General features: G+C 60.7%; 16 protein-coding genes. 6 read left to right on the top strand and 10 right to left on the bottom strand.

Annotated elements, in window-relative coordinates; translation table 11 throughout:
* Positions 1-74: 74 nt before the first annotated feature.
* The 6 genes from clpA to EKH55_RS06070 all read right to left on the bottom strand — a co-directional run bounded on the left by clpA (position 75) and on the right by EKH55_RS06070 (position 5,967).
* Positions 75-2,570: an ATP-dependent Clp protease ATP-binding subunit ClpA gene (gene clpA, locus EKH55_RS06095; RefSeq protein ID WP_069457828.1), complete on the bottom strand. Its 2,496-nt coding sequence runs from the start codon at positions 2,568-2,570 to the stop codon at positions 75-77.
* A 9-nt stretch (positions 2,571-2,579) separates the two neighbouring features.
* A complete protein-coding gene (gene clpS / locus EKH55_RS06090; protein ID WP_069457829.1) occupies positions 2,580-2,933 on the bottom strand; it encodes an ATP-dependent Clp protease adapter ClpS in 354 nt (117 codons plus the stop codon).
* Between the two features lie 279 nt (positions 2,934-3,212).
* On the bottom strand, positions 3,213-3,566 hold the full coding sequence (locus EKH55_RS06085; protein ID WP_069457830.1) for a phasin family protein: 354 nt from the start codon (positions 3,564-3,566) through the stop codon (positions 3,213-3,215).
* Positions 3,567-3,856: 290 nt separating this feature from the next.
* On the bottom strand, positions 3,857-4,060 hold the full coding sequence (locus EKH55_RS06080; protein ID WP_069457831.1) for a DUF3126 family protein: 204 nt from the start codon (positions 4,058-4,060) through the stop codon (positions 3,857-3,859).
* 185 nt (positions 4,061-4,245) lie between these two features.
* Positions 4,246-5,073, bottom strand: coding sequence for a serine O-acetyltransferase (gene cysE / locus EKH55_RS06075; RefSeq protein WP_069457832.1), 828 nt, complete (start codon positions 5,071-5,073; stop codon positions 4,246-4,248).
* 108 nt (positions 5,074-5,181) lie between these two features.
* Positions 5,182-5,967, bottom strand: coding sequence for an alpha/beta fold hydrolase (locus EKH55_RS06070; protein ID WP_069457833.1), 786 nt, complete (start codon positions 5,965-5,967; stop codon positions 5,182-5,184).
* A gap of 182 nt (positions 5,968-6,149) precedes the next feature.
* On the opposite strand from EKH55_RS06070, the gene EKH55_RS06065 reads away from it, so the two are divergent.
* Together EKH55_RS06065 and EKH55_RS06060 are read left to right on the top strand one after the other, a co-directional pair.
* Positions 6,150-6,395 (top strand): zinc-finger domain-containing protein, encoded by a 246-nt coding sequence (locus EKH55_RS06065; protein WP_069457834.1) that lies wholly within the window; start codon positions 6,150-6,152, stop codon positions 6,393-6,395.
* A gap of 20 nt (positions 6,396-6,415) precedes the next feature.
* The gene (locus EKH55_RS06060) at positions 6,416-7,588 is read left to right on the top strand and encodes an FAD-dependent monooxygenase (RefSeq protein ID WP_151611170.1); all 1,173 of its coding nucleotides are present in this window, start codon (positions 6,416-6,418) and stop codon (positions 7,586-7,588) included.
* A 118-nt stretch (positions 7,589-7,706) separates the two neighbouring features.
* On the opposite strand, the gene EKH55_RS06055 is transcribed toward EKH55_RS06060, so the two are convergent.
* Positions 7,707-8,894 carry a cystathionine beta-lyase gene (locus tag EKH55_RS06055; RefSeq protein ID WP_151611169.1) on the bottom strand — a complete coding sequence of 396 codons (1,188 nt, stop codon included), beginning with the start codon at positions 8,892-8,894 and terminating at the stop codon, positions 7,707-7,709.
* Positions 8,895-9,232: 338 nt separating this feature from the next.
* Between EKH55_RS06055 and EKH55_RS06050 the strand changes: the two genes are divergently transcribed.
* From EKH55_RS06050 to EKH55_RS06035, 4 genes are all read left to right on the top strand, one after another.
* Positions 9,233-10,258: an amino acid ABC transporter substrate-binding protein gene (locus EKH55_RS06050; RefSeq protein ID WP_069457837.1), complete on the top strand. Its 1,026-nt coding sequence runs from the start codon at positions 9,233-9,235 to the stop codon at positions 10,256-10,258.
* Between the two features lie 94 nt (positions 10,259-10,352).
* Complete coding sequence (locus EKH55_RS06045; protein ID WP_069457838.1) at positions 10,353-11,546, top strand: amino acid ABC transporter permease; 1,194 nt, start codon at positions 10,353-10,355, stop codon at positions 11,544-11,546.
* Between the two features lie 4 nt (positions 11,547-11,550).
* The gene (locus tag EKH55_RS06040) at positions 11,551-12,705 is read left to right on the top strand and encodes an amino acid ABC transporter permease (RefSeq protein WP_151611168.1); all 1,155 of its coding nucleotides are present in this window, start codon (positions 11,551-11,553) and stop codon (positions 12,703-12,705) included.
* 14 nt (positions 12,706-12,719) lie between these two features.
* Positions 12,720-13,496 carry an amino acid ABC transporter ATP-binding protein gene (locus tag EKH55_RS06035; protein WP_069457840.1) on the top strand — a complete coding sequence of 259 codons (777 nt, stop codon included), beginning with the start codon at positions 12,720-12,722 and terminating at the stop codon, positions 13,494-13,496.
* A 244-nt stretch (positions 13,497-13,740) separates the two neighbouring features.
* On the opposite strand, the gene EKH55_RS06030 is transcribed toward EKH55_RS06035, so the two are convergent.
* The 3 genes from EKH55_RS06030 to EKH55_RS06020 form a co-directional block, all read right to left on the bottom strand.
* Positions 13,741-14,553, bottom strand: coding sequence for a ferredoxin--NADP reductase (locus EKH55_RS06030; protein ID WP_069457841.1), 813 nt, complete (start codon positions 14,551-14,553; stop codon positions 13,741-13,743).
* Between the two features lie 144 nt (positions 14,554-14,697).
* Positions 14,698-15,195, bottom strand: coding sequence for a DUF934 domain-containing protein (locus tag EKH55_RS06025; protein WP_069457842.1), 498 nt, complete (start codon positions 15,193-15,195; stop codon positions 14,698-14,700).
* A gap of 27 nt (positions 15,196-15,222) precedes the next feature.
* Positions 15,223-16,893 carry a nitrite/sulfite reductase gene (locus tag EKH55_RS06020; protein WP_151611167.1) on the bottom strand — a complete coding sequence of 557 codons (1,671 nt, stop codon included), beginning with the start codon at positions 16,891-16,893 and terminating at the stop codon, positions 15,223-15,225.
* Positions 16,894-16,898: the final 5 nt, after the last annotated feature.

Genomic DNA, 16,898 nt, shown 5'->3' with positions numbered 1-16,898 from the left:
CCTGCCGCATTGAGCAGAACCGTTGAAGGTGCCGGGTAATCCTACCGGCACCGTCAGGCACAATCACGATCGCGTCACTTCTTGCGCGGAACCTTCGGAACCGTCCGTCCCTTCAGCGGACCGCCATCCGAAGAACCGGGCTTGGCTGCCGCTTTCTTCGGTTTTGCCTTCGGGCCAGCCTCGGCGGCGACGGTTTCCTTTTCCTCCGTCTTCTTCGGCTTGGCGCTCTTTGCCGGCCGCGATACCTCCGCCTTCGGCTTTATCGGAGCCGTCTCCGGCACTGCGTCGAGGACCAGTCCTTGGCTGCCGTCCTCCTTCGTGCCGATCGTCACCTTGACGACGCCGCCCTTCTTGAGCTTGCCGAACAGGATTTCGTCCGCCAGCGGCTTCTTTATGTTCTCCTGGATGACACGCGCCAGCGGCCGCGCGCCCATCTTCTCGTCGTATCCTTTCTCCGCCAGCCAGGCGATCGCATCGGGCGCGAGGTCAAAGGTGACGTTGCGCTCGGCGAGTTGCGTCTCGAGCTGCATGACGAACTTCTGCACAACCTGATGGATGACAGGTGTCGGCAGCGAGTTGAACGGGATCACGGCATCGAGACGGTTGCGGAACTCCGGCGTGAACAGGCGGTTCAGCGCCTCGATATCCTCGTCTGTCCGCTTGGTCGATCCAAAGCCGATTGCCGGCCTTGCCATGTCGGAGGCACCAGCATTCGTGGTCATGATCAGAATGACGTTGCGGAAGTCGATCTTCTTGCCGTTGTGGTCAGTCAGAGACCCGTGATCCATGACCTGCAGCAGAATGTTGAAGAGGTCCGGATGCGCCTTCTCGATCTCGTCCAGAAGCAGCACGCAGTGCGGGTGCTGGTCGACGCCGTCGGTCAGAAGTCCGCCCTGGTCGAAGCCCACATAGCCGGGAGGAGCGCCGAGCAGGCGGGAAACCGTGTGCCGCTCCATGTATTCCGACATGTCGAAGCGCAGCAGTTCGACACCGAGCGACACGGCCAGTTGCTTGGCCACCTCCGTCTTGCCGACACCGGTCGGGCCGGAAAAGATGTAGCAGCCGATCGGCTTGTTCGGCTCGCGCAGGCCGGCGCGTGCGAGCTTGATCGAGGAGGCAAGCGCCTCGATCGCCAGATCCTGGCCATAGACGACCGACCTAAGCTCCTTGTCGAGATTGGCGAGCACCGCCTCGTCGTCCTTGGACACCGTCTTCGGCGGAATGCGCGCCATCGTGGCGATCGTCGCTTCGATCTCCTTTTCGGTGATCAGCTTGCGCCGCTTGCTGGCGGGAAGGAGCATCTGGGCCGCACCCGATTCATCGATGACGTCGATCGCCTTGTCCGGCAGCTTGCGGTCGTTGATATAGCGGGCGGAAAGCTCGACGGCAGCCCGGATCGCGTCATTCGTGTACTTGAGGTTGTGATAGCCCTCGAAATACGGCTTTAGTCCCTTCATGATCTCGATCGCGTCGGCGACCGTCGGCTCGTTGACATCGATCTTCTGGAAACGGCGCACCAGCGCCCGATCCTTCTCGAAGAACTGGCGATACTCCTTGTAGGTCGTCGAACCGATGCAGCGAATCGAGCCGGAGGAGAGCGCCGGCTTCAGGAGGTTCGATGCGTCCATTGCGCCGCCGGACGTTGCGCCCGCGCCGATGACCGTATGGATCTCGTCGATGAAGAGCACGGCTCCGGCATATTCTTCGAGTTCCTTCACCACCTGCTTCAGCCGCTCCTCGAAGTCGCCGCGGTAGCGCGTCCCGGCGAGGAGCGTTCCCATGTCGAGCGCGAAGATCGTCGCATCCTGAAGCGCCTCCGGCACCTGCTTCTCGACGATGCGTTTTGCGAGCCCCTCGGCAATCGCCGTCTTGCCGACGCCGGGATCACCGACATAGAGAGGATTGTTCTTCGACCTGCGGCAAAGCACCTGGATCGTGCGGTTGACCTCGGCATTGCGGCCGATAAGCGGATCGATCTTACCGGATTTCGCCTTTTCATTGAGGTTGACACAATAGGCGGTAAGCGCATCCTGCTGCTTCTTCGGCGCGGCTTCCTCGCTCTCGCGCGAAGCCTTCTGTTCGGATTCCTGATCTTCGGCGCCGCGCACCGGCCGCGACTCGGAACTACCCGGCCGCTTGCCGATGCCGTGCGAGATGAAATTGACCGCATCGTAGCGCGTCATCTCCTGCTCCTGCAGGAAATAGGCCGCATGGCTCTCGCGCTCGGCGAAGATTGCGACGAGCACGTTGGCACCGGTCACTTCCTCGCGGCCGGAGGACTGCACATGGATCACGGCGCGCTGGATGACGCGCTGAAAGCCGGCGGTCGGCTTCGAATCCTCGTCATAGCCGGTGACCAGGTTCGACAGTTCGTTGTCGACATAGTCGGTCACGGTCTTGCGAAGCGCGTCGAGATTTACGTTGCAAGCGCCCATGACGGCTGCCGCGTCGGGATCGTCGATCAATGCCAGCAACAGGTGCTCGAGCGTCGCATATTCGTGATGGCGCTCGTTGGCAAAAGTCAGTGCCTGATGCAGCGCCTTTTCAAGGCTGGGCGAAAATGTTGGCACGTTAGATCCTCATTTCTTTTCCATGACGCATTGCAACGGATGCTGATGCTGCCTGGCGAAATCCATCACCTGCGCCACTTTGGTTTCGGCGACCTCGTAGGTGAAGACGCCGCATTCTCCAACGCCATGATTATGGACATGGAGCATGATGCGGGTTGCCTCTTCCCTGTCCTTTTGGAAGAAGCGCTCCAGAATGTGAACGACGAACTCCATCGGCGTGTAATCGTCATTCAGAAGCAAGACGCGGTACAAACTCGGCTTCTTGGTCTTCGGCTTGGTGCGCGTGATTACGGAGGTGCCGCGAGTGGGGCCGCCTCCGTCTCCTTCGCTTCCCTGCTGCATCCGGACCGGCATGGCGATCATTCTGTTTCATTCCCTCAAGAGCCGCAATCCAGGGGCCATGGCCACGGCTTTATTGCCTTTATCTAATGGTTCGTTCTTGGATTTTAAGGCCGAACAGACGCACTGCAATCATATTCGCATGGCGAAGCACAAGATTGATGGGAAATTCTCTCACCGTCGAGCGCCTCCCGCATCCGGAGGATTCAAGCCCCGAGGCCTGGCCGCGCCTCCAATGACGAAGAAAGGCCGACCGCGAGCCCGCGACCGGCCTTTTTTGAAAGATGGCGATCGCCTTCGTCGTCAGGCGGCTGCGGCAGACTTGACCTGCGCGGTGGCCTTGGCAACCGGCGCCTCATAGGGCTTGTAGGCGTCCTTGGCGAGATCGGCATACATTTCGCTGATCTTCGTCGCTTCCGTGACGAAACCTTCGTAGCTCGCCTTCAGATAGTTCGTCTGAAGTTCGAAAGCTGCCTCCAGGCTCTTGGCATTGGACAGCTTTTCGAGATGGGCGATACCATCCTCGAACGACTTCTTCGAATAATCCGTTGCTTCGGTCGCGATTGCCTGGAAGCCTTTGGTCAGGGCGGAGTAGCTCTTGACGGCCACATCCATCACTTCCTTGCTTCTCTTATTCGCGTCATCGAAGTTAAACATTGGGCGTCTCCTTTTTGCGTGGGGCAGAGTGCGGTACAAATCTATGTGCAATGCACAAAAAGTCAAGTTATGTTGTGCATTGCAATAGCATGCAAATCCTGCAACAGCTTTGTGAAAGCGCCGCCCTTTTCAGTAGAATTCTGTGACGGCGACGCAAAAAGTACGACTTATGGAGAAAAAATCAGGCTGAGGGCACCGGGTATCAGAGAAAATCGGAATTTTTGCGGCACTCGCATCACGATGCGGGCGTGTGGGTGCAAAAGCCACACGCGCCGGTCCCCGGTCCGCCCTTACAGATCGATGTCCAGGATCGCCATCGAGAAATTGTAGGAAAGTTCGCCGTCCTCCTCATCGCGAAAGACGACGCCGAGAAATTCGTCGCCGAGATAGACTTCAGCGGATTCGTCCTTCCTCGGACGAGCCTTGACGACCATCGACTGATTAAAGGTGCGCTTGAAATAGGCCTCAAGCTTGCGGATCTCTTCGGGCTTCAAATCTACTCTCCGTAGCCGGTTGATTTCGGGCGCTTCTCGCATGCGATGGCGCCGGGTGTAAACCCACTCCGGCGCCTGCCGCCTGTGGAGACTGTGAGATTCTCCATCAACCCCCTGAACAGGAGGGTATTCATGTGACGCGGGCGCGGCCACGAAAGCGGGGCCTGCCGTCGCCGCCGCCTGTCTCAGATATCGAAACTCGAGAGCAGCTGGTCCATCTGACGCGACGGTTCCGAGCAGCCCGCCTCGCCGACAACCTTTGCCGGGACGCCTGCAACCGTGGTCTTCGGTGGCACCGGCTTCAGCACGACCGAACCCGCGGCCACGCGCGAGCAATGGCCGATGTGAATATTGCCAAGAATCTTCGCGCCCGCGCCGATCAGCACGCCGTTGCCGATCTTCGGATGGCGATCGCTGCCCTCCTTGCCAGTACCGCCAAGCGTGACACCGTGCAGGATCGAGACGTTGTCGCCGATAACGGCCGTTTCACCGACTACCAGGCCGGTCGCATGATCGAGGAAAATGCCGCGCCCGATGCGAGCGGCCGGATTGATATCCGTCTGGAAGACGCTCGAGGAGCGACTTTGCAGATAGAGCGCGAAGTCCTTCCGTCCGCGATTCCAGAGCCAGTGCGCGAGACGATGCGTCTGAAGGGCATGGAAACCCTTGAAATAAAGGACAGGCTCGAGGAACCGCGCGCAGGCCGGATCGCGATCATAGACGGCCTGGATATCGACGCGCAGGATCGTGCCCCATTCGGGCCAGTCATCGAGCATCTCCGAAAAGGTCTGATGCAGCAGGTTTGCCTGCAGGTCCGGATGATCCAACCGCTCGCAAATCCGGTAGATCACGCTTTCTTCCAGCGAATGCTGGTTGACGACCGTCGAATACAGGAAGGCGGCGAGCATCGGGTCGCGCTCTGCGGCCAGGCGCGCCTCTTCGCGCAGGCTATCCCAGATGGGATCGACCGCCTTTAGCGATTCCGCATGACGAAGTTCGGTCTTTGCGACCATGGTCGCGCTCCTTCCGATCAGATTCCTGCACCGTCAATCGGCCATATATAGGGCAATTCCCCGCCGACATAAATGGTCTCTCCGCGCATCGATGGAGACCGCGGCGGCCTATCTCCGGCCGACCTCTGCGAGGAACTCGAGAACCGCCTTCTTGAACACCCGGTCGCCCACCGCCAGCATATGGTCGCGCCCCGGAATGTCCAGCGCCGTGGCATGTGGCATCAGCGCGGCAAGTTCCTGTGCCGACCCGGCAATATCATCCTTCGTCCCGACGCCGATCAGCACCGGCGCCTCGATGCGCCCGACATCCTCCACCGATAGCAGATCGCGCGAGGTGGAAATGCACGCGGCAAGCGCCTGGCGGTCGCTCTTCGTCTGATCGGCAAAGGCACGGAACATGCGACCGCGTTCGTGCGTCACGTCCTCGAGCGATGGCGCAAGAAGCGCGCCGGCGATCGAATCCCAGTCCCCGACGCCCCTTACCATGCCGATCCCGAGCCCGCCGAAAATGAGCGAACGGACGCGGTGCGGATGCCCCAAGGCGAGGAAGGCGGAGATGCGCGCGCCCATGGAATAGCCCATAACATGCGCGTCGCCGATGCCGAGATGGCTGAGAAGTGCAGCCGCGTCACCCGCCATTTGCGGCGGGTGATAAAGGGAAGGGTCGTAGGGCTTGCTGCTGGCGCCGTGACCACGATTGTCGAGCGCAATCACCCGGTAGCCTGCTTCGCCCAACGCCTTCACCCATCCCGGAAACACCCAGTTGACGTTGGCGCTCGAGCCGAAGCCATGGATGAGCAGGATCGGATCCCCTGAACGGTCTCCCTCGTCGAAAAAGGCGATTTCCAGTCCGTCATGCACGAAGCGCGAGAATTGCGGCGGATTCAGATCCATTTCTGTTCCTGGCGAATTGTTCGATTTTGGCCGCAAACTAGGCGCTAAGGGCTTGGCGGAAAACCCCTGCACCCCCAAAAACCACAGGCGCGTCATGTTTGCTTCTACACATTTCCGACAAAGCTCACTATGGTGCCGGCAAAATCAAACAGCCAAGATTTGCATTCATCGGAGTCTCAAGCATGGCCGGCCACAGCATCCCGCATTTCCAGAACGACGGCGGGCACCGGGTAATCGAGATCGGCGTGAAGGAGTTCATGTGCACGGGCGCATCCATTCCCTTCGACCACCCGCATATTTTCATCGACATGGGCGATGACAACGAGAAGGTCTGCTCCTACTGCTCGACCTTGTATCGCTATAATCCGTCGCTGAAGGCGACGGAAACGATCCCGCCGGGCTGTCTCTTCGAAAACAAAGCCGCCTGATTGGCGTCGGCACGGCGCCGATGCAAAACGCGGCTCCGATCGCGATCGTCGGCGCCGGCATTGCCGGCCTCACGATGGCGCTCTGCCTTGCGCGCCAAGGCTTCAACACGGATATTTTCGAACAGGCGGAAACGCTCGAGGAGGTCGGCGCCGGGCTGCAACTCTCGCCGAACGCATCGCGAATACTAATCGAACTCGGGCTGCTCGAAGCGCTTCGGGCGGTTTGGAGCGAACCGGATACCATTGCTCTTGCCGATGGCCGGTCACTGCGGACGCTCGCACGCGTACCGGCTGGTGCCGACGCGCGCAACCGCTGGGCGGCGCCCTATGGCGTGCTCCACCGAGCCAGCCTCCAGCGGATCCTGCTTCATGCCGTGCAGTCGGAGCCGCGCTGCCGGCTGCATCTCGGAAGCCGGATCGAAGGCGATCCCGTCCCGGCGGTCATGGCGGCAACCGGCCGGCGGCCGTCGGTCACCATCGGCGCCGACGGTATCAGGTCGCAGGTCAGAGCCACCCTCCCGCAAGGGGGGGCAGTGCGTTTTACCGGCGATGTCGCCTGGCGCCTGATGGTACCGCGCGCATGCGCGGCTAACTGCCTCTCGGACGATCGCGTCACGGCCTTTCTCGGAGCGAACGCTCACCTCGTAGTTTACCCGATCAGGGAGACGGACAGCTTCAACCTGATCGCGATCATAGGTGGGAGGCCCGCAAACGAGACATGGGTCGGCCAGAATTCCGAAGAGCGGCGACGGGAACTTGCCGCGGCATTCCGGCACTGGAACGCCGGCCTGCGCTCGATGCTCGACAGTGCCGCTTCAGCGACCTACTGGCCCCTCTGCACGGTCGGTAAAGGCCCGTGGCACAACGGGCGCGACATCGTTCTCATCGGCGACGCCGCGCATGCCATGACGCCATTTGCCGCTCAGGGCGCGGCGATGGCGATCGAGGACGCCCAGGAACTCGCCCGATGTCTCAAGCGATGCGACGATGTTGCCGCCGCGCTCCGCCAATATGAGGCCGCACGCAGGCCGCGCATTGCCCGTGTCCGCAAGAGGGGCGCCTTCAACCGCTTCGCTTATCATGCCGGAGGGCCAATCCAGGTGGTGCGCAATGCGGTTCTGGCGCTACGCGGCCCTGAAACGCTGGCCGCCGATCTCGACTGGCTTTACGGCTACGGCGCTCCGGGACGATAACGCATCGGCCCAAAAATCGTACCCGATTTTCGGAAAGCTCGATGCGCAGATTAAAAGAATTACATCGGCCTTGCGCGTCCGAAGAGACGCGCGGCGCTGGAGCGTCACTTCGGCGCGGTCAGACGGCCTTCGCCGCTGCAAGGCCGGCCTCGACGTCGCGCCGGATGTCCTGAACGTCTTCCAGGCCGATCTGCAGCCGGATTACCGGGCCTTCCGAAGGGGCTTTCGCCACCCTGCGGTCGGCGAGGTTCACATGAAGCGCCAGACTTTCGAAACCGCCCCAGGAATAGCCAAGGCCAAAGATGGAGAGCGCGTCGAGGAAGGCATGGGCCTTCGCCCTGCTCGTCTCCGGTCCGGCTTTCAGCACGAACGAGAAGATGCCGCTTGCGCCGCCAAAGTCACGTTTCCACAATTCATGCCCAGGAAAACTCGGCAACGCGGGATGCAGTACACGCGCGACCTCTTCATGGCCCTCGAGCCAGCGCGCGATTTCAAAAGCGCTTGCCTGATGCCGCTCGAGGCGAATGCCCATCGTGCGCAGGCCGCGCAGGATCTGGTAACTGTCGTCCGGCGACACGCATACGCCGAGCGTCACCATCGCTTCGCTCAGGGCCGGCCAATGCGCCGCATTGGCGGAAACCGTTCCGAGCAGGACGTCCGAATGACCGGACGGATATTTGGTGGCGGCGTGGATGGAAATGTCCACGCCATGCTCGAGCGGCCGGAAGTAGAGCGGCGTTGCCCAGGTGTTGTCCATGGTCACGATGCAGTCATGGCGATGCGCAGCCTCGGCAATCGCCCGGATATCCTGCATTTCGAACGTGTTCGAACCCGGCGCCTCCGTATGAACGAGCCGCGTATTCGGCCTGATCAAGGCTTCGATTCCCGCCCCTATCATCGGATCGTAGTATTCGACCGTCACACCGAGCCGGGTCAACATCGTGTCGCAGAAATGTCGTGTCGGGAAATAGACCGAATCGACGATGAGGGCGTGGTCGCCCGATGAGAGATAGGCAAGGAACGGCACGGTGACAGCCGCAAGCCCCGAGGGCACGAGAATCGTTCCAGTTGCTCCCTCGAGATCGTTTATCGCGTCGCAGAGCGCATCGGTCGTCGGCGTGCCGCGTGTACCATAGGTGTACTTCTGCGCCCGCGTTTCCATGGTTCTGGCGTTTGGAAACAGCACGGTCGAAGCGTGCACGACAGGCGGATTGACGAATCCATGGAAGTCGGAGGGATTGTTGCCGGTGTGCGCAAGGCGGGTGTTGACTCCCATCTCGCGAACTGCGCTCGTCTTTTCTGCCATTCGAAAAATCCGCTGTTGAAATTCGCCACGGCAACTCATCGAATGCCGCACCTGCGGGGTCAAGGGGGAAATTCGGCGGCGAGCCATCGAATCCCGATAAACGTGCAAGTGGCAGCATTTTGCGCATTACCTCCGGTTTTTCCGTCAGATCTGCCTAAACTTCTGGCGGATTTCATGTTTTTCACATGAAAAAACGGAAAATCGGCATCATCTCTTGACCCTTGTGGATTTTGGGCATGAGATAGACCGCACTCAAGCCAGGAGGGTGGCTGAGGCTGCACGCGCTATAAGCGCACGACCGTGCAGACGGGAACTAACAACCGAAAAGGTTCAAAAAAATGGCAAGAAGAATTCTGACAGCCTTGGTATGCGGTGCTGTCGCGGGGATTGGCGCAAATGCTGCATCGGCCGCTACCCTTGACGACGTGAAAGCGAAGGGCTTCGTCCAGTGCGGCGTGAACACGGGTCTCGCCGGCTTCGCGGCACCTGATGCTGCCGGCAACTGGAGCGGCTTCGACGTCGATTACTGCAAGGCCATTGCGGCCGCCATCTTCGGCGACGCCTCCAAGGTGAAGTACACGCCGACCTCCGCAAAGGAGCGTTTCCCGGCGCTGCAGTCCGGTGAAGTAGACGTCCTGGCTCGCAACACCACCTGGACCATCAATCGCGACACGGCACTCGGCTTCAACTTCCGCCCGGTCAACTATTACGACGGCCAGGGCTTCATGGTACGCAAGAGCCTCGATGTGAAGTCGGCTCTCGAACTCTCCGGCGCCGCCGTTTGCGTGCAAACCGGCACCACCACCGAATTGAACCTCGCCGATTATTTCAAGGCGAACAACCTGCAGTACAATCCGGTCGTCTTCGAGAAGCTCGAGGAAGTGAACGCAGCCTATGACGCCGGCCGCTGCGACGTTTACACGACGGACCAATCGGGCCTCTATTCGCTGCGTCTCACGCTTTCCAACCCGGATGATCACATCATCCTGCCGGAAATCATCTCGAAGGAGCCGCTCGGCCCGGCTGTCCGCCAGGGCGATGACCAATGGTTCGATATCGTCACCTGGATCCATTACGCTCTAGTCCAGGCTGAAGAATTCGGCATCACTCAGGCCAATGTCGAGGAAATGAAGAGCTCCGCCAACCCGGACGTTCAGCGCTTCCTCGGCGTAGAAGCCGATAGCAAGATCGGCACCGACCTCGGCCTTACCAACGAGTGGGCGGTGAACATCATCAAGGCAGTCGGCAATTATGGCGAGGTGTTCGATCGCAACATCGGCGCCGGCAGCCCGCTGAAGATCGAGCGCGGTCTGAACGCGCTGTGGACGAAGGGCGGCCTCCAGTACGCGATGCCGGTCCGCTGATCGGCATTTACGAACCGGGGGAGCGGTACCGCCGCTCCCCCGTCTTCAACGATAAGAACGCCCACAAAGGGCGGATTGGGGAAAGAGGCATTGCATGGCCATTGGCGTTACAGATGCGCCTGAAAAAAGCAAATCCTCGGGATCGATCTTCAACGATCCCCAGGTGCGCGGAATATTTTACCAGGCACTCACTATCATCATTCTCGCGGTTCTCATCTATTGGATCGTCGACAACACGATCGAGAACCTGCGGCGCGCGAATATCGCATCCGGCTACGGTTTCCTGAACAGCCGCGCGGGTTTCGACGTTGGGCAATCGCTGATTGCGTTCACCAGCGATTCCACCTACGGCCGCGCCCTGGTGGTCGGTTTCGTCAACACATTGCTGGTGGCGATCACGGGCATCATCACCGCCACGGTTATCGGCTTCATCGTCGGCATCGGGCGCCTTTCGCACAACTGGATCATTGCCAAGCTTTCGCTGGCCTATGTCGAGGTGTTCCGCAACATCCCGCCGCTGCTCGTCATCTTCTTCTGGTACAGCGGCGTTCTGGCAATTCTGCCGCAGGCACGTGACGCGCTCGAGCTGCCCCTCGATATATACGTGAGCAATCGCGGCGTCGCCTTCCCGAAGCCCATTTTCGAAGAGGGCGCGGCGTATACGATAGTCGCGCTCTTGGTCGCCCTCGCAGCAAGTTTCGTCTTTGCCCGTTACGCACGCCAGCGGCAGATGGCGACCGGCCGGCGCTTGCCCGTGCTGTGGACCGTGCTCGGACTGACCATCGGCTTGCCTGCGGTCACCTTCCTCGTGACAGGGGCACCGCTCACGTTCGACCTGCCCGTTGCCGGCAGGTTCAATCTCACCGGTGGTTCGGTCGTCGGACCGGAATTCATGTCGCTCTTCCTCGCGCTGTCCTTCTATACTGCCGCCTTCATCGCGGAGATTGTCCGGGCCGGTATCCGCGGAGTTTCGAAGGGGCAGACGGAGGCCGCCCATGCGCTCGGCATCCGTCCCCGGCTGACGACGCGCCTCGTGGTCGTCCCGCAGGCCATGCGCATCATCATCCCGCCATTGACCAGCCAGTATCTCAACCTCACCAAGAACTCGTCACTGGCGGTCGCCATCGGCTACGCCGACCTCGTCGCCGTCGGCGGCACCATTCTCAACCAGACCGGTCAGTCGATCGAAGTCGTCAGCATCTGGCTCATCGTGTACCTGACGCTCAGCCTCGCGACCTCGCTGTTCATGAACTGGTACAACGCTCGCATGGCGCTGGTGGAGAGGTGAGTTCATGACCACGCAACAGGCATCTTTCGTTCGTGCTTCGATAATCGAAGCCTCACCTCCCCCGGCGCTGGACAGCGGCATTGTCTATTGGCTCAGGAAGAATCTCTTCGCTACGCCGAAAGACACGGCCATGACCATCATCAGTCTGCTCATCCTGGCATGGCTGGTGCCGCCGGCTCTACAATGGCTCTTCATAGACGCCGCCTGGACGGGCGGCGGCCGCGGCGTTTGCGCCACGATCGCCCAGGGCGGCTCGCAGCCGGACGGCTGGAGCGGCGCCTGCTGGGCCTTCGTCAATGCGAAATTCTCTCAGTTCCTCTTCGGCCGCTATCCGCTCGATGAACGCTGGCGCCCAGCACTTGTCGGCATCCTGTTCGTCCTGTTCCTCGTGCCGATGCTGATCCCGAGAATTCCGTACAAGGGCCTGAACGCGTTGTTGCTACTGGTCGTGTTGCCGATCATCGCCACGATCCTGCTTCCCGGCGGCTGGCTCGGCCTGACCTACGTCGAGACACCGCTGTGGGGCGGCCTCATGGTCACCCTCGTCCTGTCATTTGTCGGGATCGCGGTTTCGCTCCCGTTGGGCATTCTTCTGGCGCTTGGGCGGCGGTCGAACATGCCGGTGATCAAGATGCTCTGCACGGCCTTTATCGAACTCGTCCGCGGCGTTCCGCTGATCACGGTTCTGTTCATGGCCAGCGTCATGCTGCCGCTGTTCCTGCCCCAAGGGGTGACCTTCGACAAATTTCTGCGCGCCTTGATCGGTGTGTCGCTCTTCGCTTCGGCCTATATGGCGGAAGTGGTCCGCGGCGGTCTGCAGGCCATTCCAAAGGGGCAGTATGAAGGCGCCGATTCGCTCGGCCTCGGCTTCTGGCAGAAGATGAACCTCATCATCCTGCCGCAGGCGCTGAAGCTGGTGATTCCGGGTATTGTCAACACCTTCATCGGCCTGTTCAAGGACACGTCTCTCGTCTCGATCATCGGCATGTTCGATCTCCTCGGCATCGTTCGCCTGAACTTCGCCGATGCGAACTGGTCGTCCGCCGTCACGCCATTGACGGGCCTCATCTTCGCGGGCTTCGTCTTCTGGCTTTTCTGCTTCGGCATGTCGCGCTATTCAGGCTTCATGGAACGCCTGCTCGATACCAGCCGACGATAAAAAGGGGAAAACATATGGCAAATAATGCCACTGCTTCAAAAATGACCGTCTCGGCGACGGACGTGGCGATCGAGATCACCAACATGAACAAATGGTATGGTGATTTCCATGTCCTGCGTGACATCAATCTCAAGGTCATGCGCGGCGAGCGCATCGTCATCGCCGGCCCGTCGGGCTCCGGCAAATCGACGATGATCCGCTGCATCAATCGCCTCGAGGAGCACCAGAAGGGCAAGATCGTCGTCGACGGGATTGAACTCACCAACGACCTCAAGAAGATCGATGAAGTGCGCCGCGAGGTCGGCATGGTATTCCAGCACTTCAACCTCTTCCCGCATCTGACGATTCTGGAAAACTGCACGCTTGCGCCGATCTGGGTGCGCAAAATGCCAAAGAAGGAGGCCGAGGAAGTCGCGATGCATTTCCTCGAGCGGGTCAAGATCCCCGAGCAGGCGCACAAATATCCGGGGCAGCTTTCCGGCGGTCAGCAACAGCGCGTCGCCATCGCCCGTTCGCTCTGCATGAATCCGAAGATCATGCTTTTCGACGAACCGACTTCGGCGCTCGACCCGGAAATGATCAAGGAAGTGCTCGACACCATGGTCGGCCTCGCGGAAGAAGGCATGACCATGCTCTGCGTCACCCATGAAATGGGTTTCGCTCGCCAGGTCGCCAACCGCGTGATCTTCATGGATCAGGGCCAGATCGTCGAGCAGAATTCGCCGGCCGAGTTCTTCGACAATCCGCAGCACGAGCGTACCAAGCTGTTCCTCAGCCAGATCCTGCACTGAATCCAGAACGAGCATCGGAACAGAACGGCCCGCCTTCACCAGGCCGGCCGTTTTTCTTGCTGCCGACGCCGGCGTCGAATTGCATTGCCCCGCGCGCCTATGGCGGTCAGCTCACGCAGTCACGGGTCACCTACCCGCGGCGACAGCCGTCGGATCGACCCAACAGGCCCGTGCCGAACCCACAATACAAAAGAGGCGCGTCGGGGGTGCGCCTCTTTGCTGATTGCACGCTTTCGCTCGCCGGTCAGCCGACGAAGGCACGTTCGATGACGAATTCGGCCGGCTTGTTGTTGGCGCCCTCGGTCAGGCCGGCGGCCTCGAGGATCTCCTTCGTGTCCTTCAGCATGGCCGTGGAGCCGCAGATCATCCCGCGGTCGATTGCCGGGTCGAGCGGCGGCAGACCGAGATCGGCAAAGAACTTGCCGTTGGTCATCAGATCGGTAATGCGGCCCTTGAACGGGTAATCCTCGCGCGTAACCGTGGCGTAATGGCGCAGCTTGTCGCCGACGATTTCGTTCAGGAACTCGTGATTGCGGATCTCCTGGACGAGGTCGAAGCCGTATTTCAGTTCCGCCACGTCGCGGCAGGTATGCGTGAGGATGACCTCCTCGAACTTCTCGTAGGTTTCCGGGTCGCGGATCAGGCTCGCGAAGGGAGCAATGCCGGTTCCGGTCGAGAACATGTAGAGCCGGCGCCCGGGCACGAGGGCGTCCAGCACCAGCGTGCCCGTCGGCTTCTTGCGCATCAACACCTGGTCGCCGGCCTTGATCTTCTGCAGGTGTGAGGTCAGCGGGCCGTCCGGTACCTTGATCGAGAAAAACTCGAGTTCCTCATCCCATGCCGGGCTGGCAACGGAATAGGCACGATAGATCGGCTTGTCGCCGACCATGAGGCCGATCATGGCAAACTCACCGGAGCGGAAGCGAAACTCCTGCGGGCGTGTCATGCGAAAGCGGAAGAGCCGGTCCGTGTAGTGCTCGACGCTCGTGACCGTCTCCAAGAAGACACCCGCCGGAGCCTGGACCGTGAAATCTTCCTTTTTTGCCGGAGCATTCATATGGCTTCAGTCCTGTAATGGTGACGCTTTCTACCAAGTCCAAGCGGATATTCCAAGGCTCGGCCGATTGAAAGCAATTCCCTTCCAAATATAGGCCGCTTTGGAGGATTTCGCCTTGCTTCACTCTGTCGCGGGCCGATTTTTTCAGGAGACCCGGCGCCAGCTGTAGGAATTGGCGTTCGCACTGGGCTTTGCCGTCGGCTGGTAGTGGTTGGATATGCCCGGCAGCCTCCCTTCCGCGAGCCGCTTGAGCGCCGTCGCATTGGTGACCGCGAAGCTCTCGATGCCGCAGCGCAGCATCAGCGGGATCTGGTCGATCAGCACGTCTCCGACGGCGCGGATTTCACCCGCATAGCCAAGCCGCGTCCGCAGCAGCGAGGCATGGCTGAAGGCCCGGCCGTCGTTGAAGGCCGGAAAGGCGACAGCAACAAGCGCGACACGGTCGAGATGCGGCGTCAGGCGGGTCACGTCGTCGGCGGGCGAAATCAATACGCCAAGGCCCGATGCGCCGGCCGCGGTCTGCTCCAAGAATGCGTCGAGGCCGACGATCGCTTTTTCGTTCGACCCCGCCTTTGCCTCCTCGGTCTCGATGACCCAGGGATCATCGTTCACGAAACCGCTTTCCTTCCAGATTTTCGTCATCGTTTCATTCCTGTTCAGCGGTTTCCGTCACGCGGCTTCCTGGGCGCCGCCGTAGAGCGCATCCTTGAACGGCTGCGGCCCCACACGGCGATAGGCTTCGAGGAACGTCTCCGACTTGTCCCGGCGCAGGCCGAGATAGGTGTCGACGATCGTCTCCACGGCGTCCGTCACCTTCTCCGGCTCGAAGCCGCGTCCGATGATCTCGCCGATCGATGTGTTTTCGTCTCCCGACCCACCCAGCGTGATCTGATAGAGTTCCGCGCCCTTCTTTTCGACACCCAGGAGGCCGATATGACCGACATGGTGGTGGCCGCAGGCATTGATGCAGCCGGAGATCTTGATCTTCAGTTCGCCGATCTCGGCCTGCCGCTCGGGCGCGCCGAAACGGTTCGAAATCTCCTGGGCAATCGGGATCGAACGTGCATTGGCAAGTGCGCAGTAGTCAAGGCCGGGACAGGCGATGATATCCGTGATTAACCCCGCATTGGCCGTCGCAAGCCGGGCGGCGACGAGCGCGCGGTAGACCGGTTCCAGGTCCGCCAGAGCCACATGCGGCAGGATCAGGTTCTGCTCGTGGCTGACACGGATCTCATCGAAGGCGTATTCCTCGGCGATATCGGCAACCACATCCATCTGCGCGTCGGTCGCGTCGCCCGGAATGCCGCCGATCGGCTTCAGCGAGATCGTCACCATGCCGTAATCCGGGTGCTTGTGCGGCTGTACGTTCTGGCGCACCCATTGATCGAAGGCCGGATCGGCCTTCTTCCAGCGGGCCAGATTGCCCCAACCTTCCTGCCTTTCCGGCAGTGCCGGCGGCGCAAAATAGGCGGCGATCGCCTGGATGTCGGCGTCCGGCAGCTTCAGTTCGGTGTCCTTGAGGCTGGCGAATTCGGATTCGACCTGGCGTGCCAGTTCCTCCGTGCCGGTTTCATGCACCAGGATCTTGATGCGCGCCTTGTACTTGTTGTCGCGACGGCCATAGAGGTTGTAAACGCGCATGATCGCCGTCGTGTAGGAGAGAAGGTCCTCTTCCGGCAGAAAGTCGCGGATCTTCTTGGCGATCATCGGGGTACGGCCCTGCCCGCCCCCGACATAGACGGCGAAACCAAGCTTGCCATCCCCGTCCTTCTTCAGATGCAGGCCGATATCATGCACCTGGATCGCGGCGCGATCACGCTCGGCGCCGGTGACGGCAATCTTGAACTTGCGCGGCAAGAAGGAGAACTCCGGATGGACGCTCGACCATTGCCGGAGGATTTCGGCGTAGGGCCGCGGATCGGCGACCTCGTCGGCCGCAGCACCCGCGAAATGATCCGCCGTAACGTTGCGAATGCAATTGCCGGAGGTCTGCAGGGCATGCATCTCGACGCTTGCAAGCTCCGCGAGGATGTCGGGCGTGTCGGAAAGGCGCGGCCAGTTGTACTGGATGTTCTGGCGCGTGGTGAAATGGCCGTAGCCGCGGTCGTATTTTCGGGCGATATGCGCGAGCATGCGCATCTGCCGGCTCGACAGCGTGCCGTAGGGGATGGCGACGCGCAGCATATAGGCGTGAAGCTGCAGGTATACGCCGTTCATCAGCCGAAGCGGCTTGAAGGCATCTTCGGCGAGTTCGCCGGAAAGCCGCCGCTGGACCTGGTCACGGAACTGCTCGACGCGTGCGGATACGAAGGAGTGGTCAAATTCGTCGTAGCGATACATGGGTG

It is taken from the genome of Sinorhizobium alkalisoli (assembly GCF_008932245.1).
Classification (GTDB): domain Bacteria; phylum Pseudomonadota; class Alphaproteobacteria; order Rhizobiales; family Rhizobiaceae; genus Sinorhizobium; species Sinorhizobium alkalisoli.
The sequence above is the reverse complement of the archived record's forward strand: the minus strand, read 5'-3'. Positions and strand labels throughout refer to the sequence as shown.